Origin of the sequence: Aeromonas sp. s7(2024) (genome assembly GCF_040907825.1) — a bacterium.
In the GTDB taxonomy this organism is placed as follows: domain Bacteria; phylum Pseudomonadota; class Gammaproteobacteria; order Enterobacterales; family Aeromonadaceae; genus Aeromonas; species Aeromonas veronii.
Genome location: NZ_JBFOCM010000016.1, coordinates 468,134 through 493,752, shown reverse-complemented (window position 1 = coordinate 493,752; position 25,619 = coordinate 468,134). Strand labels below are relative to the sequence as shown.

Below are 25,619 nucleotides of genomic sequence, written 5' to 3'. Positions count from 1 at the left end.
CTAAAATGGACATTGAACACCTCAGGTCATGGTGGCGACTGTACCACCTAAAATGGTGTACGGGATGATTAGACCACTACAAATCCACAAAAGATAAGAAACGTCAACAAAAAAGGCTTCACCCTACTAGTCAGGCTCAAGTCCTAAGGCATGCTTAACTTTATTTGTTTTATTAGCTGCTTTCGCCACAGGGTGCAACGCCCTTTGAATCTCGAGAGCAAGCGGCCTTAGCTCCTCCAAAGCACTAATTGCAGCATCAGCTTCCAGCTGGGCTTCTACTACATTAGGATCATGGATGATAGCTGCTAGCGTAGCCAGAATGGGAGATAGCACCATTTTCATCCTTTTTTCCATCTCAATAACTGTCAGTTTGGTCCAGCTTTCAGCTTGTTGTGCCATATCCTCAGCCTGCTCAGCTTTTAATAGTGCCATACGCATGCGCTCTAGAGCCTCTTTATCAACAGCTTTGACTTTATCATTCGCTTCTGCAATTCGAATCCCTAATGTCACCTCCTCTTCTGCTAACTTAATAAGTCTTGCTTCTGCCGCCTCGATCTTGGACGAGTGCAGGATCACGGCACCTAATACATCAAGTCTCTGCATTTTAACATGTTGAGCACCATATAATGCTGCTTCTCTGGCTACCTTAATTAACTGTTCTTCAGTGTAAAGTGCCCGTCCCTTACCCAACAATCCAGCTCGGTGTTCCACGACTTGCTTGGCAATAATCTGTTTGATCCTTCCCATGCTCAACCCTATTGGTTTATCAGATATATTGAGTGCTGCATGGGCAGACAGGGCTCGCTGTTCAGCCTTCCACTCATCTCTAGACAACCTACGACGGCGTGGTCCAATACGAGCCAAGCCAAAACTCTGTGAGACCGTATAGATATCCTCTTGCCATGCAATCATCGCTTTCTTATAAGCACTATTTTGCATTCCCTTTCGCTCCCCACGAGCAGCTGACGCGCGTGCTGCAGCAACCCCTGGATGTACTGAACCGAAAGACTCATCTGATAGGGGGACAAGATAAAAGTGTATATGTGGGTATTTTTCATCAAGATGCTCAACTACAGATTTTAATCTTTCACCATACTTTTTTTGCAGATGTTTAATTATTTCATCCCGATATTCCGGCCACTTATCATGCGGAAAATTATCAGGCACACTAACCACGCCCGCGGCTAGACATAGCCCATCAATTCTAACCTTTCTTCCCTTTGGATCTTTTGCCTTAGCAGCCCACTAGTGGGCAAGCTTTACTGCTTCAGATGGTGTTACTCCAAAGTGTTGCACGGGCATCCTCGGCTCACTAACATGGTCATGTGCACCGGGTTTTCTTTCAGCTTCATCAGCAATATCTTGTGCTGACATAACACGCCCAGCTTTCGATTTCCCTCCCCTTCTGCCATAGCCATCCAAATGCGCAAATTGATATCCTGCCATATAACCCCCAAAGTAACGTGACACTCGCACTCGTATTAGTTGAGATATTCCATCACATCAAAATACATACACCAAGTGACCGACTATGCTTATGTGATTGAGACCTTCGGCATCAATCAACATAAGCGTCGGCCCTGCGGGGAAAAAAAATAAAACATGAATTTTGATGATGTATATCTGAACCATAAGATTTACCATTAAAATATAACCAGACCACAAATAAAAAGGAATACAGTAAAAATATTTATAAATTTCATTCATGCTCCTTGTTTCGGTTGCAAGTAGTAAAATTTCTGGGACACTATAAATTCAAATATTTCCACTCAACATATAAAAAATACAGAATACCTACTGAAAAAACTTCTATTTCACTCAATGACGATTATCATAAAACAACCGACCAACAATACTATTATTAAACCTTTTAATATTACTTCCATTTTGGATGCATTGTAGTTAATGTCTATATATGTCTAAGCCTTGCACTATAGGCTTTTCAAAAAACCGGAAGTATTGGAAGCTTTTATTGTTGTAACATCATATCGCACATGGAACATCAGCGCCGGTAAATTAGCCTACTCACTCTCCATATAGTCAGTAGCTCCAAGCAAAAATTCATCACCCCTCTTGGTCAGCACAATATTAGTGACAGTACCGTTGCTGCTCCTGACTCGATACTCACTGCCTAGTTCCTTTGCTATCTGTTTCAATGCCCGACTGACCGCATTAACTGAAAGTGTATTATCAATCCCATGGTAATGCATGTAAGACAAATAAAGATGGTAAAAGAATTTGTGTGGCTCTCTTTTGATATCCGTCTTACCACCCATTCGCAACCCGTTGGCTTTTGGCATAAATTCCACCATAGTACACAAATCAAAAAGTGGGTCCGCCTCCCGCTTAACTACAATCGCATCCATTGAACCCCTCTGTGCCAGCAGCTGCCTTTTGGCTTTCATGGGCTCTGGATACTGAGACAAGAGGTATCGGATAATGACCGGAAGTTCATTAGAAATTTTACTTTCAATTTGCGAATCCTCATCAGTAACGACATTATTGAAGCTGAATATAACCCTACGTCTTGCTATCCCACCATTTCTTTCAGTCATTTCCATAGGAGCATTATTTGTTACCAGTACAACAGCACGCACCTTGGCACTAAACATTGGCTTACCCTTTCTGTTGATAGCTACAGCATCTCCGCCAGTGATTGCTTTCAGAATAGCACCATCGCCTATGTATTTAGGCTGATCGGGTAACAATATTAGTCGCTTATCCCATAAACCTTCCAATCCAAAATCACTATCCAAAAGCCTCATTGAGCTACTACCAATATTTCGGCTACCGACAAGCAACGCACAAAGGTTTGCCATGATTGATTTACCACTTCCGCCCGAGCCTGTCACCTCAAGAAATAATTGCCAATCATAACGATGGGTCAATACCATAAATAATGCTGCTGTAATCCGATCCATCTTATCCATACATCCTTCAGCAGCATAACTCAGCCATTTGAAAAAATTTGGAGCATGAACCTGAATTGATTCCGCTGAGTTAGCTGCTGTATAGATTATTCCATTATGAGCGAGCAGCCCATCATCCGGATCATGAGTACGAAACTGGTTAGTTGCCATATCATAGACACCATTAGAAAAACCTATCAACTCATCATCGGATACAGGAATCTCAGGAATAATATCTTTCATAGTATGAACAACCATCTCCAACTTTGAACTACTAAAGCTCAGATGGTTTCTTTCAAATATCCCCGCTAACTCCCTGCGTAACCTAGCATCGCTCATATACTCCCAAAAACTCCCTGTATAGCGATACACATATGAAGATAACAGATCTACTTTTACTGACCCCAAATGCTCGCTCAAAATCCTTGCCTGTTGATTGGTTGACTTTAGATCTATAATCGTAGCCTCACTTTGTCGGCGATCATCAACCCTACCGTATTTTTCAGACATATTAATTTCCTCGTAATTATAATACCACCGTATGTAGCGCTAAAATATTAAATAAAAGTACTGTATAGAACAAAGATTACAAAGTGAAAATTAAACTTTCGGATATGTAATTATAACTCTCCGGCCATCCATAGACCGAAGAGCTTAGTGTTAATAAATAAGCGATTGCCAATCTTGCGACAACATTTTCCAAGTGCAGCATCTGTACTTCTTTTACTTAAGCAGCGCAATAATATCTGATAATTCATACCGTCTATACTTGCTTCTCTAACTGGCACCCAATTATCAATATTCATAGCGAGCTCTTGAACCATATTACTCATAAAGCAATCTCCAAAACAGTGTTAATAATGAATTGAGTTAATCAATGTGAGTTGACACATACAGCCTATCAGCAAAATTCAGAATATATCAAGCAATATTTTCACTTTCTATAATTACTAAGAAATTATATTTTGGCTCATATTTGTTAACTTTAACTCTCTGTAATATTAATACTCTTCAGAGGGAAGAATAATATTGTTAAGTATTAAGAATGTCTCCAAACACCGCTGTGATAGCTTGTTTTTTATTCTCTGTTGAATGGTGCACATACCGCTGTGTTGTGACGATTGTCTTGTGCCCCAAGACCTCTTTGATAACCGACAGCGGTTGACCACTCATCGCAAGATAAGAGCCTGTTGTATGCCTTAGACTGTGGAATACAAGTCCGGTGATCTCAGCCTGCGTCAAAGCGGCATACCAATGCTTATCGAAGTGTTTGAATGGAAAAAGGGGATCATCAGGGTGAGGAAACAACCAGCCATTCCCGACCTCTCGAAACTCTGTTAGTTCAGTCAGGCAAGCTCCAGTAAGCGGTAAAACTCGGTCTGTGCCGTTCTTAGTGTCACTTAGGTATGCGGTCTGATCTTGGAAGTTGATCGAGCTCCAGCGTAATCCCAGGAGCTCGGAGCGCCGAGCCCCTGTGCTTACAGCCATCAGTACAAGCAAGTGAAGACGCTCCCACTGGCTCACTTTACAAGCTGCTAATAGTCGATCCAGTTCCTCACGAGATGCAAAACGCTCACGCTGGCGGGCCTCTTTGATTTGCTTTATCTGACGGGCAGGATTGTGCTGACAATCATAACGGTCATTTATGAACTCGAACACGGAGGACAGCGCGGACTTGTACCGATTGTGGGTAGCAGCAGCCATGCCTTCATCCAACATCGACTGAAGGCACTTTTTAACGTCTTGTTTTGTGATTCTGCCGATTAGCTTGTCGGCACCAATCGCACAGGCCCACCAGTTGAGACGCCCTTTCACGTTGGGGTCTTTGCCGGTGTGCTGGTCGAGATACTCAGCTATAGCGTCTTGGAGAGATAACGTATTGAGCGTGACGTTAGCCAATGTTCCGGCCAAATCAGCATTGAGGGTAATCAAAGCAGCGAATTTTTCCGCTTCCTTTTTAATTCTAAATGTTATAGATACGCGAGAACCCTCCCGCATGAACTCCACACGGTAGGTTTTTCCTTTTACACCTTTTCGCTCTTGAACTTTAGCCATTCGACATCTCTCCGCCTGATTGCGCCTAGAAGATGTCAACTCACACTGACTAAGTTTGTGGCTTTACCTTTAAAATCAAGGTGTTAGATGGTGCCCGAGGCCGGAATCGAACCGGCACGACGCGAACGTCGAGAGATTTTAAATCTGACTTGGCCCTATGAGAAAACAAGCACTTACATAAAAATCAAAGAGTTAGTGAACCAGTAACGACCAAAAATGACCACCTATTTAAAATTTTGTCGCCACTCTGTCGCCACTTTTTCTCATGCAAAAAGCAGGGTGCAGATTCAAGTCTATCGTGCCGAGTCTCAACCGCCTCTTTACACATACCACATTAACAGAATGTATAAATAAACGGTTGAGAGCAATCACCATTAACAATCACTTTACCGAAGCAGTTGACAGGCTTTGATATTTACCCCTAATGAAAATGGACACGTTCGAACCATATTTAATAAAGTGCTTCTCACATAAGTGCCAAGATAAATATCCAAGAGCAATTGACACAAACAGTGATGATATTTGATTAAACAAAACACCATGGGAGCTAAAATAGTGAGCCATTACTTGTTGAACTGGAAATCCCCACAGGTAAACACCATAAGAAATATCAGCTTTTGGTTTTAACTTTAAGATAAAGTCCCTTGATGAAGCATAAAGTATAAACAAGAAAATAGATGCGTATGCAAAATATGATGAGTAAATAGTATCTCTCAGCACAATATAAAGCACTGCAAATCCAAGACAAGGTGCAAAGCGTATTGCTATCAGATCTTTATTAAGAGCAAGGATTGCACCGAATGCAAAGCATGGCGCTAAAAAATCTACCTCATGATTTGGGACAACCCAAGGAAACAGCATTCTTGAGCTCAAGAATGGCTCAATCAAAATAACCAGGAATATTGCCACACTAAGTTTTTTGGAGCTCAGAACCCCAACTGCATACAGCGCAAATAACAAGATATATGCAAACACTTCATAGGGTATTGTCCACAGCGATCCATTTACCGAATTCGGATATGGATTATCAACAAAAACACCTGGAAGAGTAAATTGAATATTCATCCCAGCAATTTTTAATACATAGTCATATACCTCTTTCTGGTGTAAGTAATCCACAAGTGATAAAGAGGTAAGCATTGGACCTATAACAAAGGCTGTCACTATACTTGACAGGATGAGAGCTGGCCAAATTCTGAAAAAACGAGATATAACAAAGCGAAGTAAATCACCATTATTTAGCAGTGAGTTAGTAACTACCAAGCCACTAAGAAAGAAAAAAACTTTTACAGCTATTGAACCAGAATAGTCAACCTGCATTAGGCGACCTATAATATCGGATTTTCCTAGTTCAGGAGATATAGCATAAGCATGGCCGTAAATAACCATACTTGCAGCAATAACTCTAAAAATGTCTATATTATTGTTTTCTTTCCTTAACAGTTCAGATAACTTCAACTCTCCCCCCTTAAAATAACAAATATGCAAAAATTGAGAAACCACTATGAGCCACTCGATGCCCAACAGGCTGCAGATTGTGGCAGCTTATCTTTTGTGCCTCAGTCGTTTACTGACTCGTTTAGCGACATATGATCTAATCCTTCTAACCAGAAGTACAGAGGAAAGCCTCATAACAATCAAAATCAGCTGAGACCGCAGACACTCAAAGGATTCAGCCTCACCGCGTCTTCCAAATGATCAGGGGCAAAATGTGCGTATCGCATGGTCATGGCGATGGTGGAGTGGCCCAGGATTTTCTGCAGCACCAAGATGTTGCCGCCATTCATCATAAAGTGACTGGCGAAGGTGTGGCGCAGAACATGGGTATTTTGCCCGGGTGGCAGTTCCAGCCCTGCCCGTTCGACCACCATCTCGAAGGCGCGATAGCAGTCACCGAACAGGCGGCCACGCTTTCTGGGCAACTGGGCATAGAGCTCGGGGCTGATGGGTACACTGCGGCTTTTCTTGCTCTTGGTACGGGTGAAGGTTATGCGGTTGGGGGATACCTGGGACTGGGTCAACTCTTCCACCTCAGACCAACGGGCACCGGTGGCCAAGCAGAGTTTCACCACCAACAGAAGATCGGGGTTTTGGCTATCGGCGCAAGCGGCTAACAGGCGCTTGAGTTCATCAGGGTAGAGAAAAGCCAACTCGGCCTCGGCCACCTTATAAGCTCGCAGACCATCGAGGGGGTTTTCTCCCTGCCACTCCCCTAGCCTTTTCAGTTCGTTGAAGACCGCACGCAGGTAGGCATGTTCGCGGTTCACCGTATTGGGAGTGACGCCCTGCTTCTCCTGGTTGATGGCTCGTCGGTCGGTGATATCCCCCGAAAGGCGTGCTTCACGATAGGCGGCAAAGTCACGGGCGGTAAAATTGACCGCCAGCGGGTCTCCGAGGGAGTGGCAAACCGTCAGCAGCTTGGATTTACGAGCCTCACCATCGCGCAGACTCTGACCATGACGACCAAACCAGAGTTCTACCAGATCGGAAAGACGCCGACCATCGGTCGGCGCCCCCTGCTCTTCCAGCCAAGGCTTGCCCTTGTCTGGATCCAGCACAAAGCGCTCAAAAGCTAGCGCCTCGCCCTTGGTAGCGAATAGCTTGCGGATCCGGGGTGCATTGGGGTTTGCCTTACAGGGCCGTCCCTCAGGGTAGATCTCAGCAAGCCATTTACCGGATGTTTGTTTACGTACCGCCATAGTTCTCCTCCATCAAGACACTGTAATTATATACAGCAGCTGAAGGCTATTGGCAGTGTTTAGCTAACGCGGAATTATACAAGGAGGATACTCTGGATTCTGAAAGAGTTTCTTTCGCATCACGGGTCAATGGAGCTCGATTGAATTTCCACATCCAGCTAATAGACCACCGTTTGTTGCTCAAGTCACCAAACCCACCCCAAGCCCAATAACTTGGCCGATCAGCGCACGGAACGTTTCTCCAGCACCATTTTTGGCCGCCTGCTGCAACTTTTCGCCTAGGGTTTCTTGCAGACTGTCCGGAGTGGCATTGAGCACATCCAGTCCCTTTTCCGTCAGCACGGCATCTTCAATGTAGTCATAGGGTTTTGGTTTACCTTGAAGATAACCGGCTTCGACGAGCCAATGCATACACTCAAAAGCAAACTGTTTGCGCTTAAAATAAGGGTCACTCAAATCCAGTTCGCATTCATCTCGCGATGAAAGAGCTTCAATTTGCTGGCCATCGTCCGTTAGGATGAACCGGCCTGCACTCAGCGCTTTACGCATTGGGAAACGTGTATAGAGCTCTGCCAATACAAGAACGACGGTACGATCGAAACGCTCAATGTTAGAAATAGCCATAACTATATCTGATCCCAATTTTAATTTATTTATAAGAAATGATTAGTTCAAACTAACTTAGCAATCACACTACTCATCACGGTAAAAATATGCACTAGGAAAGCTTTCAGAAGGTAGGATATCAAGCTTATAAACACACCACTCTTCAAAATCATAGCGATTCGAACCTACCTTGAGCTTAGTTACAATATTGTCTACCTTGAACGTCCTGCGTTCATTACTGGCAACACATTCACCTCGTAAATAAAACTGTCCTTTTCCATTGAAAGATACCTCATCAACATTGACAACCCTTCTGGTTTTATCTCCATTCCGATCAACATAGGTGAACTCAACGGGCTTGGCATCACCTGCCCACATTGTCGTCAGACTTTGTTCGAATTCATGAATACGAATTATTTTTGGATCTAGCTTCCCATCTGAAGGACGAGTTGCATATTCATCATTTGTTGTATATCGAATTGGAATATCTACGTCAGATTTTTTGGAAGATGATAAGCGTCTTTCTTTCTTGAGCTCACTTTGTGCTGTTTTCAACGCATAAATTTTTTTGCTCCGTTCTTCTGGGGAAAGACGAAGAATTCGAATGGCCTTTACCAAAAGGAAAACAGCCATTAACAAAAACAAAGAAATTAAAAAAACTGGCAAATAGTTCATGACTGCCCCTCCAATAAATTCAGGGCGCATTAGCGCCCTGTTTGCCTTTTTCTAAATATTCGGTGCTCTACCATCACGCCGATGATCTGGATGTGTTGCCGATCGGAGTGCATGGTGGGGTAATCGTCGTTGAGAGGAACCAGTTCAAACACCTCTTGCCCGTTCTCGTCGATGCCGCGGGGCCGGTACTTTTTGAAAGTGGCCTCGTTACTGCCGTTCTTGGCGACAACGTAGTCCCCGGGTTGCGGCGCTTCGTCGGGGTCAACGATGATCAAGTCCCCTTCTTTGAACTGCGGCAACATGGAATCGCCACGTAGCCAGAGGCCAAAGCCACAGGGCCCAATATCGACACTAGCCGTAACATACTCAACATTGCCATCGAAAGTGGTGGCCTGCTCGCACATCTCACGCCAGTTACCAGCCTGAACATAGCTGATTACAGGGATCCGCTTACCCTGGGGTATCACCGCCGATTCGACGTTGTGGAACCCTGGTATTGGTTGAGTGGGTGACACTTCGGAACCAGTGCCATTTCCCGTCAACAACCAATCCACTGTCACGCCAAGGGCTTCGGCTAAATCATTGAGATAACGCCCTTTTGGCTCTGCGCCTCCCCTCTCCCAATGACTGACAGCCACCCGAGTTACACCAACTCGGGCAGCTAACTGATCTTGTGTAAACCCACAGGCTGATCGCCGGGTCTTAATGCGTTCGCTTACGTTCATGTAAGAGAGATTACACCCCAAGTTACGTAATTAGATTTACTTTTTAGGTAAATTAACTTGCGTTCGAGCTTTCCATGACCGTAAAGTAAGTTTCGTAAGTTAGTTAACCAAGGTGCTATCGACCATGAAAACAGCAGACGCAGTAGCTCACTTTGGGGGAATCGCCCCATTAGCAAAGGCATTGGGCGTAAAAACACAGGCGATCTCTCAATGGAAAGAGAAAGTCCCAGAGCTGCGCTCCTACCAAATCGAAGTGCTTACCGGCGGCAAGTTGAAAGCCGATCAGCACCATACCGCGCAAGGTCGCGCGTAACTGAACCAGCAGGAGGCACCCATCCATGATTATCGCCCCCATTCATATCGACACCCCGGTTTGCACGGTCGAGAGCTTCTCCGAACGGACCGGTTTGACCCAGCGCACGATCGAGAACTACGTGCGTGCCGGGCGCATTCCCATCATGCCCAAGCAAGGCCGATCTGAAAAAGTGCTGATCAACCTGGTGCTCTACACCCAGCAGGCCATGAATCAGACTGGTCTGGAACCTGCACCGGCACCTGTCCGCCGCCCTAGAGTGTCGCGCAAGCAGAGGGATGAAAGCCATGTTTGAGCAAACTTGCAGCAAACATCATCACTTTGAGTCTGCATGCTCGCGCTTTGCCGCCAACCATTCTTTGGCCGAAGTGGCTCGCGCTGCAGGTATCGGTGAGCAGGTACTGCGCAACAAGCTGAACCCGGCACAACCGCATCAACTCACCGCTCGGGAACTGGTGGCTATCTATCACGCCACCGAGGGGGACGAGACCCTGTTCGACGGCCTGTTGTTGGAGTGCGACCTCACTGCAGTGGCAATTCCCAAGGCAGAGCGGGCCCCTTCCCTGCCCCACCAGGCAATCGATCTGAACGCCAAGATCGCCAGCATTGGCCAGCGGGCGCTGGAGCTGACTGACCGCGGCCGGATCACCCGCTCAGAGCGCAACACCCTGGTGAGCGTAGCCACCTCGGCTATGGGGTCACTCGCCATCCTGATCCACGACATTGAGGCCCGCTTTCAGGCGGTGCCGACCCTGGCCTGTGCGTCAGACATCCTGATGCAAACCATGACCATGTAAGGGGGAACCCATGCAAACCCAACGCATTGACCATGAACAACGCAATTTGGCTGGCCTGACGCCAGAGGAACAGGTGGCCATGAACACCGCCGGCTGCATGCTGCTGCGCGAGATGTTCGGCAAGAAGCGCTCGAGCCTCGACACCGACTGGCTGGCACTGGGCCAGGCCAAGAAAGCGGCTATCTGTGCCATCGCCCGCCAACCTCGGGGCGAACTGATGAGCGCCACGCTGTCGGCATTGCCGCATGCGCAGCGCGAGGCGATCCGCCTTGCCGTGATGGCACTGGAGTACCAAGGCGAATTTCGCGGCGGCTGTGACACCAAGGTATGGCACCCGGCACCGGTCACCAGATCTATCAGGGATATCGAGAGGGAGAAGAAAGAGAGAGCAGCAAAGCTGCGCATGAAACGCGCGGTGCTGGCAGCAAGCCAGATGACCGGGCAAGGCCCACGACCAATTGGGCAATAAAAAAGCCCGCATTACGGAGGTGCAACTCCAAGCGGGCCTTTATCAACAACGTATGAGGAAGTCGACATGGCAACTTTAGCGATCCCCTGCGCCCTGCGCAACCTTCGCATCCAACAACGCAAGCTGACGGGCCGCTATGGCGCCCGTCTTAGCCAACACCCGGACGGGGTTGCGCTTATCGAGCGGTCAACCGCACTGGCTTGGGCTTCTCTGTTCAGCCGCATCAACCCCTGCACCACTCAACAAGGAGCCTGACCATGAACGCACAACCGACCCAAATCAATCTGCTCAACCACCATGCCGCCAAGCGCCTGCGCCAGTTGCGGGAGCAGTTGAAGCTGAGCCGCCCCAAGTTTGCCGCCCTGCTCGGCATTCCGCCCACCACGCTCAAGAACTACGAGCTGGGATACCGCGAGATCGGGGGCGGCCTGTTCCTGCTGATCGCCAACCACCCGGAGCTGAAATCCCACGTCGATTGGCTGCTGACCGGCACCGCCACGCAGGAGGTTCGGGTATGAGCAAAATCTTCCATCCCGTATCCGAGCAGGAGGCACTGGCCGAGTTGCCGTGCCTGCGCCAGCGGCTCACCGCCAAAGCCCGTCACTCCTCATGCCTCAGAGGAACGGAGGGTAAAACTTTGTTAGCCCAGGCACAGCGTGCCCTGCGCTGGCATCAGCTGTTTCTCAGCATCAACCGGAGGGCCTGCCAATGAGTGACATCATCAAGATTGCCCGCCAAGCCCCCAAGGTGGTCGAGGGACTGCTGGCCGATATGTTCGCCGCCAATGCCGAAGATAACCGCATCGCCCTGGGCGGAGTTTACTCTGGCCAGCAGTACATCCAGCTGCAATTGGTTGCGACCAGTAACCCGGCTGATCTGCTTGATGATGACGGCGACGGAGACGATGAAGAGGCGGCATCATTCCCCACTCACAACCAGCTGACCACCCACTGGCTGGCAGCCCGCGCCGAGTTTATCGCCGCCGGCGGTGAGGCCAGAGGCGATCGGGATATCCCCCGGGAGCTGCTGGCGCTCGGTGCAGTGCGTTCTGTCTATTGGCTGGCGCTGGGTCAGGGCGAAACCGCTCTGGCCAAAGAGATCGGCGAGTGGTGGCACGAGTGCGCGCCACTGCATGGACAAGGTGAGGTGATCAAGTGACCCATCACCTGCAGCAGGAACTGACCAGCCAGATGTATCGCTGGCAAGAAACCTATCGGGAGGACGCAGCGCGGCTGCGTCTTTATCAGCGGGAGCTGGCCCATGCGCGTCGGCTACCTGCCCGCCCCCACGTCAGCATCAAGTTGTTGCTGCGTCAGTGTGCGGCCGCCCGTCGAATGAAAAACCATGCCCAACAACGCATCAGTGGATGCCTGTTTCGCATCAAGACGTTATCCGCTTAACGCATGACCAAGCTCACCACCCGGCTGCCGCTGTCGAGAAAAGCACAGCTGCAGCGTATCAACACCCTTTGCAACTCTCTGCCCGGCGTCAACTTTGACGCCGTTTTCGGCGGCCCACGCGGCCAATACGATCTGCTGTGGGCCATCCAGCTGCTCGATGGCCTCTCCCCCGAGCTAACCCGCGACCTGTTCAAGCAGTACGCGCGGCGCCGCAAGGATTGCAGTTTCACCCATTGTCGGGCGGCCAATATCTGGCTGCGTGAGCGCACACGCTGGGTGCGCCAGCTGCTCCACTCCATCCCGGTCAACCCAAGGGAGATGCGCGATGAAGACGGCCGCAAGAAGGTGGCCCACCAATTCGCCAACCAGACCGCAGCTATTTACAAGAACATCGAACAGGACATCAAAGAGGGCGCCGAGCCGGATCTGCTGCAGACCTGGGAGCTGATGCGCCAGCCGGCCGATCAGTGGGGCTTTATCGGCAAGATGCCCAAGTTCAAATCCGACGAGGTGCGGGATAACTGGATCCTGAGCGTGCTGGTGCGCCTGCTCTCTGCCAAGTGGTGGGAGAAGCGCGTCAACCGCTGCTGGGACCGCCTGCAGGAGCAGATCAATATTCTGCTCGGCAAGGTACGCAAGGGCGTGTCGGCTTATGTATCGAACGCCACCATGAAGGTGGTGCGCGAACGTAAGCGGGCCATGATGCGCTGGCTGGCCGAGTCGGAAGTGGTCAACGAGCAGTATGATCTGGTCGTGTCGATGAAGGATTGCTGGGAGGCCAGCAACGCCAACCCGGTGAACCGCCGCAACGAAATGATGGTGCGTGCTCGGGGGTTCAATGACTATGCCGAGGAGCAGGGTCATGTGGGGGTCTTCTTCACCTGGACAGCCCCGAGCCGCTTTCATGCCTGGACACAAAAGCACAACGGCAAAGCGGTAGAGAACAAGCGATATCAAGGGGCCACACCGCGGGAGACCTGCGCCTATCTGGCCAAGCTATGGAGCCGCGCCAGAGCCGCCCTCAAACGGTGGAACGCCCCCGTTTATGGATTTCGTGTGTGCGAGGCTCACCACGACGGCACCCCGCACTGGCATCTGCTGCTATTTATGCGCCCGGAAGATCGCAACCGGGTGATCGGCATCCTGCAACGCTATGCCCTGACCGATGACCACGAAGAGCTGGTACGGGATATCAAGGGCACCCCACCCTTTACCGATTTTACTCCCCGCTTCGACTGGAAAGAGATAGATCCGGCCAAGGGTGATGCCGCGGGCTATATCGCCAAATACATTGCCAAGAACATCGACGGCGCCTACCTGGACGATGACGAAGAGGCCGGCACCGCCGCCGATGAGGGCGCCCTGCATGCCGTGGCCTGGGCCAGTTGGTGGGGCATTCGCACCTTCCAGCAGATCGGCGGCGCCCCGGTCGGGGTATGGCGCGAGCTGCGCCGCATCAGCAATGCCAAGAAGCATGCCGAACTGGTGGGCCCGCCGAAGCCCGTGCTGCAAGACCCGCGCTTTGAGGCGGCCCGCTTTGCTGCGGATAACGGCATCTTTCGCTGCTATCTGCACGCCATGGGCGGCGCACTGGCCACCCGTGCCGAACACCCCATCAAGCTGGCCCACCTCATTGAGGAGCAAGCCAACAGCTATGGCGAAGACATCAAGCGCCTGATGGGCATTACCTCCGCTCGCCTTGGCATCAAGACCCGCCTGCAAGGGTGGGAAATTGTGCCCGCTGGCACCCATGAAGCCAGGAAAGCCGCCGAGGCTGCAGCGAGGGGGGTTGGGGTTAAGACGGGCGACAGCCCGGCACCTTGGAGCTCTGACAATAACTGTACGCGGCCAGATCCTGATGCCTTCGCAGACCAGATCATGAGGGAACAATGGGGATTATCGCCCTTCTCTATCGGGCGTTTGCGGGCTGGCGCCAGTGTAAGGGCTGACGGTTTCACCCTTTGGCTGGAGAACGGACAGTTGCAATCGTGCAGATCGCTACCAAGCGAGCCGGATTGGGAGCTCGATGGCCAGCCGTCTGCAGAACAGAGTCAGCTGGATGAATACGCGGTACCGGAAGATGATCCGGACTGGCCGATGCTGGTTGAGCTGTGCGGTGAGGTCTACCAGGCACAAGGCCACGCCGGGGCACACCGCTGGATCGAGATGCTGCCGCAACCCTATCAGTCAGAGATGTGGCGAGTACTGGAAGGGCTGAATGCACCGGAGTGACTGCACGAACAGGATGACTACAGCTAGGAGTGGGCATGAACAGCAAGCAGAACATTAGCCACAAAAATCTGGGGGTCAGGCGAATACACCTAGACAATTGACATATGTTAGTAATAACATGATTTAAAAGTGATTTTTCTTTAGCGGTTACCGTAATGACACGGTGTTGTATAGATATATACATAAACAAACTAATACCGCATTTGATCTAATCATTATTGAATTTTCATTAAAAACTGAGGTGTAAAATGACTAATCAAGAAATTGCAAAATTAATACAAAGAAAATATCTTTACACTAAACCGCTGACAGAACAAGAAACTTTAACCATATTAATAAAAGTAAATGCTAAAGTTACAATCAGCGGAACTATTTCTGAAAAAGAACTAGACCTTATAGTCTCTGAAGTACTTCATGGAAAAGAACAATTTATTTTTGAGAGTGTGGAAATGAGTAGTTCCACAAGCATATTGCAGCAAATTATTATTGCAGCAAAGAAACAAGCAAACCATGAAACCAAATGAATTTAAAGAGCTAAGCACTTGCTATTTACGGAAAAAGGATGAAATGGATTCATCCTTTAATACGCTCTTGCATGAGTTTAAAAAAAATAATAATGATGATGCTATTACATCAGCGTTCAATCTCTGTACGAAAAAGACATCTGATTTTTCAAGTGAATTTGAGTTATTTTTAACAAACATATCATCAAATGACTATCATTTATCTAAAGTACAAGTTAGCGATGTGTTAACAAGCATAGAAAACATTCTCGAATGGTTTATTACTGTTAATGAGGCCTTTTCTGTTGTTTCAGATAAACTAGCTATTCCAAACATACTAACTAGTAATAATTATTTTAAAACATCACAAATATTGTTAAAAAGCTATCGTAAAGAGTCAGCAGAAAAAATAATGCAACGCTTCATAGAAAAAGGCATTTCCACAGAGGGCTTCATGAGCAATCAAAAGATGAAATTCAACACAGCGAAATTTGACACTCCGTCAGTAATTGCAGGTTGCTCATTATTGGCGATAGGATTTGTTTTAACATTTCTAGTCGGACTTCAAACAGGGATGCAATATTATTTAGTTAGAATATTTATCGCTCTTGGTGTAGGGTTTTTAATTTCAGGCTTAGGGAGAAGCTTTATTAGCGCCAATTTTAGATTTAAAGGGACTGTAATAACTTCAGCCGGCGCTGCAGCTGTATTTTTAATATTGTATTTCATCAATCCCGCTGAAAGCCCTAAATATCAGCCTGATTCATCCAAATACCAACCTAACCCAGATGCACCTAAGGGCTACCGATAAGTCTAAAAAATTGAGTTTTTACGACATCATGTGCCAACAGTTAAGTCGAAGTTAACTTATTAGGAGAATCCATGAGTCCCTTACAAGACATTGATTTTAAAACAAACAACAACAAGAAGATGCGCGTAATGCTTCGGCAGGAACAGAACGGCTACTTTGTTCACTTGCAAGAGCTTATTACCGACGGAACTTACGCTGGGATGTACTCGGATTTTTCTTCTCCTATGCATCGATTTACTGATACTAGGACCGCGTTTGAGTATGCAGTAAAATCACTTCGTCTATACCTAGAGTATTCGAACGATAACCTTAAAGAGGCTAACAACCCATGCAATTGTGAGTTGCTAAGCAATTCAGATCAGGTGTCGGTTTTAAACAATCTCGGTTTGAAAATAACCCCTACCGTAAACAAATAATGTGCAAAGTTAACAAGGCTAAGTACAGCGACAGCTGTTCCGTTGCGGCTTCGCCTTCACTAAAAGCAGCACACTTTGGCAACCTTAGAAGTTTTGGTATTCACTTATGGCACCTGAACACCTAATACGCATTGGTACGATAAATGTCTTACCAGAAGACGCAAGAACTCCAATTGAGCCGATCATTACCCTTTGGGAGCAAATTAACGATTTCTTCTCAAGCTACAAGATAGCAGCCCGCACTCATGACATATCTAAGGTGGCCGAGTACATTGTTGATGTGGATGCATCGCAAGTCATTAAGGATCTTCGACTTGCTCATGACTACAGTACGGCAAGTGGCGACCGTACTGACCTGTCCGACAAATTTTTCTCTAACCTCAAATGTGGTATAGAGCTGGTGTTTAGGCTTAGACCGGTCAATAAACCGGCAACCGACTGTCCTCACACACCACGGCGACTAGTCGACCTGTTGCTTCAAGAGATTTTCATTGCAGCGAACTTATGCCTGCCCGCCTCATGCAAGTTCTACAAAATAACTAATTTAGATCCCGAAGGTTCGCCACCGCCTTCAATGTATTGTTACTACTTCGAGGACTGTGCACGCTTTGGACGAGACGAAGGATGGCCAAAATATCGACAGATTCCATTCAGAGACACATGGCAATGGTTAATCGATTGTGGCGTTCATGATTTGGATATCGCAGCCACCCCAGTGCAGCGAGCCCTATTTTCATTACTTGAAATGGCCCGCTACGATGACTTCAATATTACTGAGGTGCTACTCATCTCCCAAGCTCTGGACGGACTATTGGTTAAGAAAGAGGAGCAAAAACAACAAACCCTAGGGCGACGAATTGCAAACCTCATTGGTACGCCATCGAAACAACAAAACTGGGTGAAGGAATTCTACAATCTCAGAAGTACTATCGCGCACGGCTCATATCCGATTGTGAGAGCACACTCCGCCCATGAGAACAGTCCAGAGGTGGCCGAGTATCATGAGCAGTATTTTGTTCCTCTGGTCCGAGCAATAGCTGCACTGCTTGCGATCTTGCAGGATATGATCCTTTCGAGAGTCACAGAATATCGATTTGAACAGCATGAGACCATTCTTCGCATCCCACTCGCGGGACAGCAAAATGTCTAAGCCTGCGGTCCATCCGATGTTGCACGATAAAACTGCGCTGCGACCGGTGACGTTTCATGCCATGACAAACAAGCAATTTATAACGGTACTGTACTAAGTAGGAGCGCTATTGCGCCCCCAGTCCTTTCAGTACCAACTGCCGCCCCTCTGGCGTCAGCGAACCCATCAAGCTCAGTACCAGCTGGTTGGTGGTTTTGGCCGAGGGGCTCAGGGTATGGGCGAACGACAGTGTGGCCACCCAACTGTGGCCACACTCTGCATCGGTGCACTGGCAGTAGAGATCCGAGACATCATCGCTCAGTCGGTTGGTCTTGGTAATGCGGCCCCGCTGGCCACACACTTTGCAATAAACCCGCATTACGCCCCCTTTTCTATCCAAATCAACAGCCTATCTTGCCACAGCAAGCACTGTTTGTTTATACAGTTGAACCGATATTCTCCCGAAAATCGACCCAGAGGGAGCGAGGGAGTCCCGCGCTGTTGATGGCATCCTGGATAAGCTCACACAGCGGCAACACCTCGTTGCGGGCATAGGTCGCATCGTACTTCTCAGGATCCCCGAGCCCTCCCCCGCCATTGGTCGGAATGATACCGGCCAGCGCCGCCGGGAAACGGTGAGAGGTCAGTACATCCTGAGCGGTGATCCCCTTGATGGCGGCGAACTCGTCCTTGGTGGCGATATCCCCCACCGGGATCAGCTTGATGCCATCGGGCTTGCCGTCCGGGATGTTGACGAACATAGAGCGGAAGTTCCCGACACCCTTGCTGCTCGCAATCATCTCCTTCATCTCCTCCTCGGTGTCGTCATCCATGTTCGGGTCGGTGGCGTAGAAGATGAAGCCCATGTGGGCGCCGTTGAGGAAGTACTTGCGCCGAAACAGGGTGGCATCCTGATTGAGCAGCGCCGACTGCAGGCCGCCCAGGTAGTCGGGCATGCCGTAGATCTGCTGCTCGGGATCGTACTGGGCCAGCCAGATGATGTCCTCCGGCCGGTAAATCAGGTTCGGCTTGCCCTGCTGCAGGTAGACAAAGCAGCCATCCTCGCGCTGGCGCAGGTAGACGCTGGAGAGCGGCAGCAGCCCCACCACCTGGTTAAACCCGTTACGCAGCTTGAGCAGGCCCGCGTCCCCGAACTGCAGGTAGTTGTGGGCAAAGGCGGTGACCGTGGTGCGCTGGTTGGTAAAGCGCCCCGCCACCATATTGCGGCGCGCCATCAGGATGGCCCCGTGGTGGGCATTGGCCCGCACCACCTTGGCCAACCCCTTGCGCTCGATGGGGGGCTGGTAATATTCGCCGTAGGGGTTGTAGAACACCCCGGTGTAATCGGTCATCCAGGCCGTGGGGTCGATGGCCTCCGGCATACTGAACGCCACCGCGCTCTTTGCTGGTGTTGCCGCCCGGGCCGGTTGGGGTTTGTGTCGCTTGGTCATGCTGCCTTTCTCTCCTGGCTGGTTGCCCAGGTGGATTTACGTTTGCGGGTGGTATCGAGCGGCTCGTTAGCCACGGCGTGGGCGATGGCAAAAAACACGTCGGCGTGACCGGTCACATTGTCGCGGGCGGCCCGAAACGTCATCTGACCGCCGCCGGTGGTGCTGCGCTTGATGGCGAGGAACGCCAGCGGTATATCCCGATCTGCGCTGTCCCACTCGATGCGGTTTGCCTCCACCACGTCGATCATCTTGAGGACCAGCCGCGATTTGCTCTCGATGCTGTAGTTGATGGGGTGGCATATGCCTTTGAAGGTGGGCTTCAAGAGGTCATACACCCCGGCACCGATGCCAGAGACATCGACCCCGAGATAGGTGACCCGAAACTTCTTGGCGATGCGCTCAATCTCCTGCGCCTGATACTGGAAGTTAAGCCCGCGCCAGTAGTGCTTCTCGAGCACCCGAAAGCGCTCGCCAGCCACCATGGGCGGGGCAACCACCAGGGTGGCATTGTCGCGGGTGCGGCTCGGGTCGTAGCCCATCCACACCTCGCGCCGGCCGAACGGGTCAGGCCGCCCGGGCTTGTAATCCTCCCACCGACTCGGGTCTACCCCCGCCCGCTCCATGTCCTGGAACTTGAACACCGACAGTGCATCGTCGATAAAGCGGCACATGTAGAGCCTGTCGAACACCTCCTCCGGGTACTCGTCTTTAAGCTCTTCGATGTCGATAAGGTTGCAGCCAAGCCGAATGGCATCTTCGATGGTGATGACGTAACGCCACTGCCGATCCGGGCAGACGCGGCCGCCATCGCGCAGGTCATGTTCGCTCGGGAAGTCGATGGTCACCCGGCTCGGGCGTTGCCCCTTCCAGCGATCCCCGGTCCAGAACCGGTACGCCTCGTGAACCTTGCTCGATGGCGTCGAGAAGTAGGTCTTGCGCCAGCGGCTCTGGGTCGCCATGGCGCTGGCGACGTCCGAGAGCTTCTCGAAGTTGGGGATCCAGAAATACTCGTCGATATAGACGTTGCCGGAGCGGGACTGGGCGCTGTTGGAGTTGGTCGAGCAAAAGTGCAGCTCCGCGCCATTCGACAGGACGATGGGGTTACCAGTCAGGGTGACGCCGAGGAAGGTCTGGGCAATCTTGCAGATGTAGGAGCGAAACACCTCTGCCTGGGCACGGGTGGCGGACAGGAAGATCTGGTTGCCGCCGGTGATCACGGCATCTTCCAGCGCCTCGCCGGCAAAGTAGTAGGTCATGCCGATCTGGCGGGATTTAAGGATATTGCGAGTGCGCGGCAATGCCGGGTCGTTCTTGGCCTCCCGACAGCGCAGCTGATAGCCAAACAGGGTACCCAGCCACTCGGCAAAGTCTGCCTCCGTCAGGTGGCCGACCTCATTCTTGCCCTTCTTGCCGCCCTTCCCCTTGCGGCCGCCATCCTGGCCACCACGCCCGCGTGGGGTTCGCGGCGAGGCGGGATCCTCTCCCGCTTCACTCTTGGCCTTGAGAGCCTGTTGCCGCTCGGCCCACTTGATGGCCTTCTCTTTGAGGCTGACATGGTGGCCGATTAGCCGATCCAGTTCGTCCAGCTCGGCACTGGTTTTCTTCTCACGCCCGAGCAGCGATTGCACCCGGCGGGCGATGGCATCCTCCACCGCCTCTTCGGTCAGCAGGTCACGCCAGCCGTACTTCTCGGCCCAGAAGTAGACCACACGGCAGGAGTTAAGCCCCAGTTCGTCCTTGATCTCCTGGGGTGTCCATCGTTTAAGGTAGAGTCCCCGCGCGGCATTGCGGATCTCTTCGGGATACGCCACGGCGCCTCCATCAGGTGAATGATGGTGCCATCATAGCCAGCCCCTCCCCTTGCTTATCTCACTGATGTTCCAAGCAATTCGGATATCCCGCTGGATCCGAATCGCCACGAACACAACTGGATGAAACCCCCTTGCCGACCCGATAGCCTGACCCCGCATCTATTGGGAGCAGGCATGAACGAATCAACCTTGAGAACTGGCTGGGTCTGTATCGCCACCGAAGGCAAAGCGGTGTATGGGCGGGATATTACCCGCGACTGGCTCACCGACATGGCCGAGACCTACGATCCGACCTATTACACCGCCGTCATCTGGCCGGAGCACGATCGCTGGTCCAGCTATGGCACGGTGCAGGCACTCAAGACCGAAGAGGTGGACGGCAAGCTCAAGCTGTTCGCCATCCTATGCCCGAATCGCGATCTCATCTACTACAACCAGAACGGCCAGTACCAGTTCTGCTCCATCGAACCCTTCGAGAACTTCGCCGATCTGGGGCGTACCTACCTGCTGGGCCTCGGTGTCACCGACGAACCCGCCAGCACCGGCACCACCCATCTCAAGTTCAGCAACAGCAACAAGGGACAGACCGTTGGCACCAGCGAGCCGCTGGACCTCTCCATGTTCAAGCTACCCAAGCACGAGAAGGCCGATGGCCTGATCGCCAAGTTTTTCAGCTTCCTGGCCAGTGATGGCGAGCAAGCGCCCATGACTCCCCCCAGCCAACCCGAGGATGAGGAAATGAAACCAGAACAGTTCGATCAGATGCTGGGGGCCCTTAATGGCCTTGGCACCAAGATCGATGCCTTCAGCGCCAAGCTGGACGCCAAACCGGCCACCGACGACACCACCCAACCGGTCACCGAGCCCACCAAGGCGGATGAGCAACCCGGCATCACCACCGAGCAGTTCAGCAAGCTGGAACAGACCCTGGCCAACCTGACCGACAAGTTCGGCGAGCTGAACAGCAAGATCGACCAGTTCTCTGTCGAGAAGCCGGGCCAGCGCCCGGGCGCCCTCGGCGGTGACGATACCCCCGCAGTCTATTAAGGAGCGACCGTGAGCCAGACCCTTACCGTCCAGGCCATGCAGCGCCTGGAGCAATACAGCAACGCCCTGGCCAAGGCCTACGGCATCCCCGTCAACGCACTGGCCAAGCAGTTCAGCGTTACCGGTCCGGTGGAAACCGGCCTGCGCGCTGCGCTGCTCGCCTCCGTCGAGTTCTTGGGCCTCATCACTTGCCTCGACGTAGACCAGATCAAGGGTCAGGTGGTGCAAGTTGGCATTGGCAAGCTGTTTACCGGCCGCAAGAAGGATGGCCGCTTTAACGGCAAGATTGGCGTCGCCGGCAACACCTACGAGCTGACCGAGACCGACTCCTGCGCCTCCCTCGACTGGGCCACCCTGTGCGTCTGGGCCAATGCGGGCAGCGAGGGCGAGTTCCTGCGCCTGGTGGGCGATTTCATCAACAAGGCGTTTGCCCTGGACATGCTGCGCGTCGGCTGGAACGGGGTGAAAGCCGCTGACACCACCGATCCGGAGAAGAACCCGCTCGGCGAAGACGTCAACAAAGGCTGGCACCAGCTGGCCCGCGAGTGGAACGAAGGCAGCCAGATCATCAAGGCCGAGGCTGGCAAGAAGATCCACTTCGACCCGGATGGCAAGGGTGATTACAAGACCCTGGACGAGATGGCCTCCGACCTTATCAACACCACCATCGATCCGCTGTTCCGCCAGGACCCGCGCCTGGTCGTGCTGGTCGGCACCGACCTGGTGGCCTCGGCCCAGGCCAAGCTCTACAGCGAAGCGACCAAGCCGACCGAGCAGATCGCCGCCCAGAAGCTGGCCGAGTCCATTGCCGGGCGCAAGGCCTACATCCCGCCCTTCTTCCCGGGCAAGCGAATGGTGGTCACCACCCTCGACAACCTGCACATCTACACCCAGCGCGGCACCCGCAAGCGCAAGGCCGACGATAACCAGGACAAGAAGTGCTTCGATAACCAGTACTGGCGGATGGAAGGCTACGCCATCGGCGAATACCTGGCCTATGGCGGCTTTGAAGAGGCCGACATCGAGATCGGCGCCGCCCCCACTGCGCCGAGCGAGTAAGCCATGAGCTCACCGGGTCAACGCCACAAGCAACGGGTACAAGCCATGCAGGGGGCCACGCAGGCCGCCTGCACGGGCATGGCCACCGGCGCGGTGGCGGACAGCCTGCACCTGCAGATGATTGCCCTGGAACAGGACATCGCGCGTTTGCGCAAGCTGGCCCGCATTGGGGACCGGGTGAACATGAAACGCAGCGAGCTGATGCCCAAATACCGCCCCTATGTGGAACGCTATCTGGCAAGCGTGGCCGAGTCCGGCCAGCCCTATCAGAACGAGCTGTTTCAGCTGCTCACCGTCTGGGCCTTCGATGTCGGGGATTTCGACACTGGCATCGCCTGGGCCGAACTTGCCATCGCTCAAGGCCAGCGCACCCCGAGCAATATCAAGCGGGACTGGGCCCACTTTGTGGCTGACACCGTGCTGGAGTGGGCCGAGAAACAAGCGGCCGAAGGCCATGCAGTCGAGCCCTGGTTCTCCCGGGTGTTCGACAAGGTACGAAGTGACTGGCGCCTTAACGAGCGGCTCACCGCCAAGTGGTTCAAGGCCGCTGGCTGTCTGCTGCTACGTGACCAGGACGGTCAGCCACGCCCGAGCGCCGTGGGTGACAGCGCAACGCTGGAGCAGGCCGACCACTGGCTGGCCCAGGCAGAGAAGCTGCACAGCAAGGTGGGCGTCGGCACCCTGCGCCAGAAGATTGCCATGCGCCTGCGGGTGCTCAATCCCGAATAACAAACCGACTCTCCGCGCCGTCGCTCCCCGGCGGGGAGGATAGGCCAGCCGCAAGGCCCGCGCCGAATCCTGCGATCCGTGGCTACAGGGGAGCCCTTTTTTCAGACGAGGTCAGTGATGTTTGCAGGCAAGGATATCGACTACAGCGCCGCCACCATCCGCAATGACCGGTTTTGGCCCGATGTGGCCGTGGCCGATTTTGAACGCCGCCGCGCCCTGCCTGCCGACCTTGACCCACAGACCACCGGCGCCGCCCTGCTGGCGGCCATCTCGGAAATCAACCTGCAGCTGGCGATGCGCCAGGCCGCACTGATGGCCGAGGGCTATGCCAGCGCCGCCGAGGTGCCGGGGCCAAGCCTGCAAGGCAGCACCAATGCCCTGACTGAGCAGTATCTGGCCGCAGTGTTTGCCCGCGCCAAGGCGGCCCTCTTGCCGGAGTTCGCCAGCGTCACCGAGCGGCCGGCAGCCAACAACCTGGCCGAGCGGGCACCGGAACAGCGCGCCCAACTGCTGGCCGAGAGTCAGCAGTTGGTGCGCAGCATCAAGGGCAAACACCGGGCGGGGGTCTCGTTGATATGAGTAAAGAGATGAACGAACAGCAGGCCCAGGGCTATTTCCTGCACGCCCTCCACGCCGAGCTCAACCGGGTGCTGCCGACCAAGTGCCGCAAGTCCCTCGACAGCTGGATGGAGAACGGAACGATCCGACTCGAATCCCGCAATATGGGGCCGACCGGCGTAGACGTGGCCTGGCTCACCTATCAGGCGGTGTTCATCGTCGAGCAACTGCCCTTTCGTGAGCTGGATCCGGCCATCGTGTTAGCCACGGTGGCCGCCTGGGTACAGGAGCACGACTCGTTTCGCGAACAGTTCGAGCTGGCCGACCCGGAATACGCGGTGACCCCGAACGATGAGAAGAGTGCCGACCTCGAGATCCAGCTCGCCTTTACCGAGCCGCTGCGCCTTATCGAGCACCCGAGCGGCCCCATCAACTGGCTCGGCAAGCGCTGGCAGGTGGCCCCCTATGAGATCTGGGTGGCCGACCACATCGACATGAATGTCGGTGACACCGGCCATCACCAGGTAGGTGGCCCGGCATGATCACCATCACCCTGGACGCTCGCCGCAGCCGGGACCAGCTCAACCTGCTGGCCCTGCCGCCCCAGAAGCGCAAGCGCCTGGTGTGGCGCGCCGCGGCCGAGCTTAAAAAGCTGGCGGCCCGTCATGTGCGCCAGCAACAAGACCCCAACGGCAAGCCCTGGGCACCGCGCAAGCGGGGCAAACGCAAGATGCTGCGCGGCCTGCCCAAGCTCTTGGAGATCCACGCCCCCAGCCAGGACATGGCCGAGCTCGGGTTCAAACGGGGGACGATGAACGCCCACGCCGGGGTTATCGCCAACACCCACCAAAAGGGACACACCTATCAGGTGACCGCGGCCAGCCGGCGCCGCATCGCGAACAGCGAGGGCTGCAAACTCAAGCCCGCCACCAAAGCGCAGGCCCGCAAGCTGCGCGAGCTCGGGTTCAAGCGCCCGGGCGCGCGCAAGGGGTCATACCGCTCGGCCTCGCTTGGCTGGATCACCGGCAATCTCAACTACGCCCAGGCGGGATTGCTCATCAGGAAGCTCAAGGATGAACCGGTGAAAACGCGCTGGGAGATTGAGCTCCCTGCCCGCCCGTTCCTCGGCGCCAACGCCAAACAACGGGAGCAAGCCTTTGCCCGCGCCCTGCAGAGCATCGACTACGGCTGGGACGTCAACAAGCAAGAGATGAAGGGGAAATAA

31 protein-coding genes are annotated in these 25,619 nt (G+C 52.5%); 19 read left to right on the top strand and 12 right to left on the bottom strand.

The window, feature by feature from the left end:
- Positions 1-126: 126 nt before the first annotated feature.
- From AB5Y73_RS07320 to AB5Y73_RS07280, 9 genes are all read right to left on the bottom strand, one after another.
- On the bottom strand, positions 127-1,167 hold the full coding sequence (locus AB5Y73_RS07320) for a plasmid recombination protein (protein ID WP_235655488.1): 1,041 nt from the start codon (positions 1,165-1,167) through the stop codon (positions 127-129).
- Between the two features lie 854 nt (positions 1,168-2,021).
- Entirely contained in the window at positions 2,022-3,419 is a 1,398-nt protein-coding gene (locus AB5Y73_RS07315; protein ID WP_107682151.1) for a DUF5906 domain-containing protein, read from the bottom strand.
- Positions 3,420-3,529: 110 nt separating this feature from the next.
- Positions 3,530-3,715 carry a hypothetical protein gene (locus AB5Y73_RS07310; RefSeq protein ID WP_147277440.1) on the bottom strand — a complete coding sequence of 62 codons (186 nt, stop codon included), beginning with the start codon at positions 3,713-3,715 and terminating at the stop codon, positions 3,530-3,532.
- A 226-nt stretch (positions 3,716-3,941) separates the two neighbouring features.
- Positions 3,942-4,964, bottom strand: coding sequence for a site-specific integrase (locus AB5Y73_RS07305; protein WP_107682150.1), 1,023 nt, complete (start codon positions 4,962-4,964; stop codon positions 3,942-3,944).
- Between the two features lie 381 nt (positions 4,965-5,345).
- Positions 5,346-6,422, bottom strand: a complete 1,077-nt coding sequence (locus tag AB5Y73_RS07300) for an acyltransferase (RefSeq protein ID WP_107682181.1) — start codon at positions 6,420-6,422, stop codon at positions 5,346-5,348.
- Positions 6,423-6,607: 185 nt separating this feature from the next.
- Complete coding sequence (locus AB5Y73_RS07295; protein ID WP_107682149.1) at positions 6,608-7,663, bottom strand: site-specific integrase; 1,056 nt, start codon at positions 7,661-7,663, stop codon at positions 6,608-6,610.
- Between the two features lie 180 nt (positions 7,664-7,843).
- Positions 7,844-8,287 carry a hypothetical protein gene (locus tag AB5Y73_RS07290; RefSeq protein ID WP_252601038.1) on the bottom strand — a complete coding sequence of 148 codons (444 nt, stop codon included), beginning with the start codon at positions 8,285-8,287 and terminating at the stop codon, positions 7,844-7,846.
- 69 nt (positions 8,288-8,356) lie between these two features.
- Positions 8,357-8,974, bottom strand: coding sequence for a WYL domain-containing protein (locus tag AB5Y73_RS07285; protein WP_139401284.1), 618 nt, complete (start codon positions 8,972-8,974; stop codon positions 8,357-8,359).
- Positions 8,974-9,669: a LexA family protein gene (locus AB5Y73_RS07280; RefSeq protein WP_368147415.1), complete on the bottom strand. Its 696-nt coding sequence runs from the start codon at positions 9,667-9,669 to the stop codon at positions 8,974-8,976. Before AB5Y73_RS07280 ends, AB5Y73_RS07285 begins: the two co-directional genes overlap by 1 nt.
- A gap of 124 nt (positions 9,670-9,793) precedes the next feature.
- Here AB5Y73_RS07280 and AB5Y73_RS07275 point away from each other — a divergent pair, with 124 nt between their 5' ends.
- The 13 genes from AB5Y73_RS07275 (at position 9,794) to AB5Y73_RS07215 (ending at position 17,760) form a co-directional block, all read left to right on the top strand.
- Positions 9,794-9,982: a Cro/CI family transcriptional regulator gene (locus AB5Y73_RS07275; protein ID WP_075111818.1), complete on the top strand. Its 189-nt coding sequence runs from the start codon at positions 9,794-9,796 to the stop codon at positions 9,980-9,982.
- A gap of 25 nt (positions 9,983-10,007) precedes the next feature.
- Positions 10,008-10,277, top strand: a complete 270-nt coding sequence (locus tag AB5Y73_RS07270; RefSeq protein ID WP_368147413.1) for a regulator — start codon at positions 10,008-10,010, stop codon at positions 10,275-10,277.
- Positions 10,270-10,779, top strand: a complete 510-nt coding sequence (locus AB5Y73_RS07265) for a phage regulatory CII family protein (RefSeq protein ID WP_279499234.1) — start codon at positions 10,270-10,272, stop codon at positions 10,777-10,779. The genes AB5Y73_RS07270 and AB5Y73_RS07265 overlap by 8 nt, the downstream gene beginning before the upstream one ends.
- Positions 10,780-10,789: 10 nt before the next feature.
- Positions 10,790-11,248 (top strand): hypothetical protein, encoded by a 459-nt coding sequence (locus AB5Y73_RS07260; protein WP_252412270.1) that lies wholly within the window; start codon positions 10,790-10,792, stop codon positions 11,246-11,248.
- Between the two features lie 66 nt (positions 11,249-11,314).
- Positions 11,315-11,503 (top strand): hypothetical protein, encoded by a 189-nt coding sequence (locus AB5Y73_RS07255; protein ID WP_041213699.1) that lies wholly within the window; start codon positions 11,315-11,317, stop codon positions 11,501-11,503.
- Positions 11,504-11,505: 2 nt separating this feature from the next.
- Entirely contained in the window at positions 11,506-11,766 is a 261-nt protein-coding gene (locus AB5Y73_RS07250; RefSeq protein WP_252412272.1) for a DNA-binding transcriptional regulator, read from the top strand.
- Entirely contained in the window at positions 11,763-11,960 is a 198-nt protein-coding gene (locus AB5Y73_RS07245) for a hypothetical protein (protein ID WP_279499235.1), read from the top strand. The genes AB5Y73_RS07250 and AB5Y73_RS07245 overlap by 4 nt, the downstream gene beginning before the upstream one ends.
- Entirely contained in the window at positions 11,957-12,406 is a 450-nt protein-coding gene (locus tag AB5Y73_RS07240; protein ID WP_279499236.1) for a hypothetical protein, read from the top strand. Before AB5Y73_RS07245 ends, AB5Y73_RS07240 begins: the two co-directional genes overlap by 4 nt.
- Positions 12,403-12,648, top strand: coding sequence for a hypothetical protein (locus AB5Y73_RS07235; RefSeq protein ID WP_236351446.1), 246 nt, complete (start codon positions 12,403-12,405; stop codon positions 12,646-12,648). Before AB5Y73_RS07240 ends, AB5Y73_RS07235 begins: the two co-directional genes overlap by 4 nt.
- 3 nt (positions 12,649-12,651) lie before the next feature.
- Positions 12,652-14,880 carry a replication endonuclease gene (locus tag AB5Y73_RS07230; protein ID WP_279499238.1) on the top strand — a complete coding sequence of 743 codons (2,229 nt, stop codon included), beginning with the start codon at positions 12,652-12,654 and terminating at the stop codon, positions 14,878-14,880.
- Between the two features lie 248 nt (positions 14,881-15,128).
- On the top strand, positions 15,129-15,404 hold the full coding sequence (locus tag AB5Y73_RS07225; protein WP_368147411.1) for a hypothetical protein: 276 nt from the start codon (positions 15,129-15,131) through the stop codon (positions 15,402-15,404).
- Positions 15,391-16,194, top strand: a complete 804-nt coding sequence (locus AB5Y73_RS07220; protein WP_368147410.1) for a hypothetical protein — start codon at positions 15,391-15,393, stop codon at positions 16,192-16,194. Before AB5Y73_RS07225 ends, AB5Y73_RS07220 begins: the two co-directional genes overlap by 14 nt.
- A gap of 522 nt (positions 16,195-16,716) precedes the next feature.
- Positions 16,717-17,760 (top strand): hypothetical protein, encoded by a 1,044-nt coding sequence (locus AB5Y73_RS07215; protein WP_279499242.1) that lies wholly within the window; start codon positions 16,717-16,719, stop codon positions 17,758-17,760.
- Positions 17,761-17,866: 106 nt separating this feature from the next.
- Here AB5Y73_RS07215 and AB5Y73_RS07210 read toward each other — a convergent pair whose 3' ends face one another.
- Genes AB5Y73_RS07210 through AB5Y73_RS07200 form a run of 3 tightly spaced genes read right to left on the bottom strand, consistent with a single transcriptional unit; the run spans position 17,867 to position 21,001 of the window.
- The gene (locus AB5Y73_RS07210) at positions 17,867-18,118 is read right to left on the bottom strand and encodes an ogr/Delta-like zinc finger family protein (RefSeq protein ID WP_042067783.1); all 252 of its coding nucleotides are present in this window, start codon (positions 18,116-18,118) and stop codon (positions 17,867-17,869) included.
- 58 nt (positions 18,119-18,176) lie between these two features.
- Complete coding sequence (locus AB5Y73_RS07205; protein WP_279499243.1) at positions 18,177-19,190, bottom strand: phage portal protein; 1,014 nt, start codon at positions 19,188-19,190, stop codon at positions 18,177-18,179.
- Entirely contained in the window at positions 19,187-21,001 is a 1,815-nt protein-coding gene (locus AB5Y73_RS07200; RefSeq protein WP_279499244.1) for a terminase family protein, read from the bottom strand. The genes AB5Y73_RS07205 and AB5Y73_RS07200 overlap by 4 nt, the downstream gene beginning before the upstream one ends.
- A 174-nt stretch (positions 21,002-21,175) precedes the next feature.
- Here AB5Y73_RS07200 and AB5Y73_RS07195 point away from each other — a divergent pair, with 174 nt between their 5' ends.
- The 6 genes from AB5Y73_RS07195 to AB5Y73_RS07170 all read left to right on the top strand — a co-directional run bounded on the left by AB5Y73_RS07195 (position 21,176) and on the right by AB5Y73_RS07170 (position 25,619).
- The gene (locus AB5Y73_RS07195) at positions 21,176-22,048 is read left to right on the top strand and encodes a GPO family capsid scaffolding protein (RefSeq protein WP_279499245.1); all 873 of its coding nucleotides are present in this window, start codon (positions 21,176-21,178) and stop codon (positions 22,046-22,048) included.
- 9 nt (positions 22,049-22,057) lie between these two features.
- Positions 22,058-23,107, top strand: coding sequence for a phage major capsid protein, P2 family (locus AB5Y73_RS07190; protein ID WP_203091160.1), 1,050 nt, complete (start codon positions 22,058-22,060; stop codon positions 23,105-23,107).
- Between the two features lie 3 nt (positions 23,108-23,110).
- Positions 23,111-23,836 (top strand): terminase endonuclease subunit, encoded by a 726-nt coding sequence (locus AB5Y73_RS07185; RefSeq protein ID WP_368147408.1) that lies wholly within the window; start codon positions 23,111-23,113, stop codon positions 23,834-23,836.
- Between the two features lie 117 nt (positions 23,837-23,953).
- Complete coding sequence (locus tag AB5Y73_RS07180; RefSeq protein ID WP_368147407.1) at positions 23,954-24,415, top strand: head completion/stabilization protein; 462 nt, start codon at positions 23,954-23,956, stop codon at positions 24,413-24,415.
- Positions 24,416-24,423: 8 nt separating this feature from the next.
- Complete coding sequence (locus tag AB5Y73_RS07175) at positions 24,424-24,936, top strand: phage tail protein (protein WP_368147406.1); 513 nt, start codon at positions 24,424-24,426, stop codon at positions 24,934-24,936.
- Entirely contained in the window at positions 24,933-25,619 is a 687-nt protein-coding gene (locus AB5Y73_RS07170; protein WP_279499248.1) for a phage virion morphogenesis protein, read from the top strand. Before AB5Y73_RS07175 ends, AB5Y73_RS07170 begins: the two co-directional genes overlap by 4 nt.

Excerpts from the sequence above, each read along its gene's own strand:
- AB5Y73_RS07240 (WP_279499236.1), top strand. The coding sequence starts at position 11,957 with ATGAGTGACATCATCAAGATTGCCCGCCAAGCCCCCAAGGTGGTCGAG.
- AB5Y73_RS07285 (WP_139401284.1), bottom strand. The coding sequence starts at position 8,974 with ATGCGCCCTGAATTTATTGGAGGGGCAGTCATGAACTATTTGCCAGTT.
- AB5Y73_RS07250 (WP_252412272.1), top strand. The coding sequence starts at position 11,506 with ATGAACGCACAACCGACCCAAATCAATCTGCTCAACCACCATGCCGCC.
- AB5Y73_RS07245 (WP_279499235.1), top strand. The coding sequence starts at position 11,763 with ATGAGCAAAATCTTCCATCCCGTATCCGAGCAGGAGGCACTGGCCGAG.
- AB5Y73_RS07175 (WP_368147406.1), top strand. The coding sequence starts at position 24,424 with ATGAACGAACAGCAGGCCCAGGGCTATTTCCTGCACGCCCTCCACGCC.
- AB5Y73_RS07310 (WP_147277440.1), bottom strand. The coding sequence starts at position 3,715 with ATGAATATTGATAATTGGGTGCCAGTTAGAGAAGCAAGTATAGACGGT.
- AB5Y73_RS07275 (WP_075111818.1), top strand. The coding sequence starts at position 9,794 with ATGAAAACAGCAGACGCAGTAGCTCACTTTGGGGGAATCGCCCCATTA.
- AB5Y73_RS07305 (WP_107682150.1), bottom strand. The coding sequence starts at position 4,964 with ATGGCTAAAGTTCAAGAGCGAAAAGGTGTAAAAGGAAAAACCTACCGT.
- AB5Y73_RS07290 (WP_252601038.1), bottom strand. The coding sequence starts at position 8,287 with ATGGCTATTTCTAACATTGAGCGTTTCGATCGTACCGTCGTTCTTGTA.
- AB5Y73_RS07260 (WP_252412270.1), top strand. The coding sequence starts at position 10,790 with ATGCAAACCCAACGCATTGACCATGAACAACGCAATTTGGCTGGCCTG.
- AB5Y73_RS07280 (WP_368147415.1), bottom strand. The coding sequence starts at position 9,669 with ATGAACGTAAGCGAACGCATTAAGACCCGGCGATCAGCCTGTGGGTTT.
- AB5Y73_RS07295 (WP_107682149.1), bottom strand. The coding sequence starts at position 7,663 with ATGGCGGTACGTAAACAAACATCCGGTAAATGGCTTGCTGAGATCTAC.
- AB5Y73_RS07195 (WP_279499245.1), top strand. The coding sequence starts at position 21,176 with ATGAACGAATCAACCTTGAGAACTGGCTGGGTCTGTATCGCCACCGAA.
- AB5Y73_RS07180 (WP_368147407.1), top strand. The coding sequence starts at position 23,954 with ATGTTTGCAGGCAAGGATATCGACTACAGCGCCGCCACCATCCGCAAT.
- AB5Y73_RS07210 (WP_042067783.1), bottom strand. The coding sequence starts at position 18,118 with ATGCGGGTTTATTGCAAAGTGTGTGGCCAGCGGGGCCGCATTACCAAG.
- AB5Y73_RS07255 (WP_041213699.1), top strand. The coding sequence starts at position 11,315 with ATGGCAACTTTAGCGATCCCCTGCGCCCTGCGCAACCTTCGCATCCAA.
- AB5Y73_RS07205 (WP_279499243.1), bottom strand. The coding sequence starts at position 19,190 with ATGACCAAGCGACACAAACCCCAACCGGCCCGGGCGGCAACACCAGCA.
- AB5Y73_RS07315 (WP_107682151.1), bottom strand. The coding sequence starts at position 3,419 with ATGTCTGAAAAATACGGTAGGGTTGATGATCGCCGACAAAGTGAGGCT.
- AB5Y73_RS07270 (WP_368147413.1), top strand. The coding sequence starts at position 10,008 with ATGATTATCGCCCCCATTCATATCGACACCCCGGTTTGCACGGTCGAG.
- AB5Y73_RS07215 (WP_279499242.1), top strand. The coding sequence starts at position 16,717 with ATGGCACCTGAACACCTAATACGCATTGGTACGATAAATGTCTTACCA.
- AB5Y73_RS07170 (WP_279499248.1), top strand. The coding sequence starts at position 24,933 with ATGATCACCATCACCCTGGACGCTCGCCGCAGCCGGGACCAGCTCAAC.
- AB5Y73_RS07230 (WP_279499238.1), top strand. The coding sequence starts at position 12,652 with ATGACCAAGCTCACCACCCGGCTGCCGCTGTCGAGAAAAGCACAGCTG.
- AB5Y73_RS07185 (WP_368147408.1), top strand. The coding sequence starts at position 23,111 with ATGAGCTCACCGGGTCAACGCCACAAGCAACGGGTACAAGCCATGCAG.
- AB5Y73_RS07220 (WP_368147410.1), top strand. The coding sequence starts at position 15,391 with ATGAAACCAAATGAATTTAAAGAGCTAAGCACTTGCTATTTACGGAAA.
- AB5Y73_RS07265 (WP_279499234.1), top strand. The coding sequence starts at position 10,270 with ATGTTTGAGCAAACTTGCAGCAAACATCATCACTTTGAGTCTGCATGC.
- AB5Y73_RS07225 (WP_368147411.1), top strand. The coding sequence starts at position 15,129 with ATGACTAATCAAGAAATTGCAAAATTAATACAAAGAAAATATCTTTAC.